The following is a 1,184-nucleotide window of genomic DNA, read 5'->3' as shown; positions in this document are numbered from 1 at the left end:
TCCGTGTGCTGCTTGTCGCCGCGCAGCGCCGCCGCGCCGCCGCTTTCCGCGATGCCGTTGTTTTCGAAGTTCACGTACGCCAGGTTGACGAACGGCTCCAGGTTCAGCCACTCGCCCTGCACGCTGTAGCCCGCTTCCGCGAACAGCTGTTCGGTGCGCGCGCTGTACTTCGCCGTGTCACGGTCCGACTGCATCCCGTAGTTCACCGACCGTTTGGTGTCGATGCGGTGCCAGGTGTAGCCCGCCCCGCCACGCAGCGCCAGCGCCCCGAACTGCTTGTCGCCGTACGCCGCCAGGTGGTAGTTGTCGCTGTCCGCCTTCGACCCGTAGCCGCCGTGCAGCGAGGTGCGGGTGTAGCCGGTCGCCACCCCCAGCCGCCAGTCGGCCGCCGCCGCCGAGTCCAGCCCCACCAGCACCCCGTAGGTCGAGGCCTGATAGCCGGTGGCGTTGGCGTCGCCCGACGCGTGGTCCCACGCCCCCAGCAGCTGCGCCCAGGCGCCGTCCTCGTCCGCCTTGATGGCCGACGAGCTCGCCAGCCCTTCCGCCTGACGCAGCCGCCCGTTCAGCGCCTCACGCAGGTAGCGGCTGTCGTTCACCAGCGCCGACGCGATATCCGCATGGATTTGCCCCGACAGCTGACGGAACGCCTGCCGCGCCTCGCCCGCCGTACCGCTGTTAAGAACGCTTTCGTACACCGGGTTGCCCGCCGCCAGCGCATCCGCCGCCGCCGCCACCGCCCGCTCGTTCGGCGTCTGCGCCACGCTGGCGAAGCTCGTGCCGTTGCGCCCGACGCTCAGCGTCACCCCGGCCGGCTGGTAGCTCAGCCCGGTGCCGAGGAACAGGTAGTTCGGCGCCACCGCGTCAAACTGCCCGCTCACCCCCTGCTGCGCGCTCAGGATGGTGTACTGCTGGCCCAGCAGGCTGCGCACCTCGCTTTGCGTCAGCAGGTTGGCGCTGTTCTCCAGCGTCACCGCCACCTCACCGCCGCCAATCGTCGCCGAGCCGCTGCTCTGGATCCGATCGCTCTGGCCGTTCGGCCCCACTTCCACCGCGTAGCGCGAACCCGGCTCGAAGCTGACGTTGCCCGCCACGTTCAAGGTGCCGATCGAGTTGCCCGGCGCCACGGTGCCGCCGCGGCGGGCGGTCAGCGAACCGACCGTGCCGCTGCCGCCGACGATGCCGCC

Annotated in this window: 1 protein-coding gene; it reads right to left on the bottom strand. The window is 70.9% G+C overall.

Features of this window, described 5'->3' with window-relative positions:
- Positions 1-1,184, bottom strand: a 1,184-nt coding sequence (locus ACOJUJ_RS15755) for an autotransporter outer membrane beta-barrel domain-containing protein (RefSeq protein WP_420127850.1), incomplete at both ends; no start/stop codon positions are given.

It is taken from the genome of Longimicrobium sp., assembly GCF_048594345.1.
Taxonomy (GTDB): domain Bacteria; phylum Gemmatimonadota; class Gemmatimonadetes; order Longimicrobiales; family Longimicrobiaceae; genus Longimicrobium.
The sequence above is the reverse complement of the archived record's forward strand: the minus strand, read 5'-3'. Positions and strand labels throughout refer to the sequence as shown.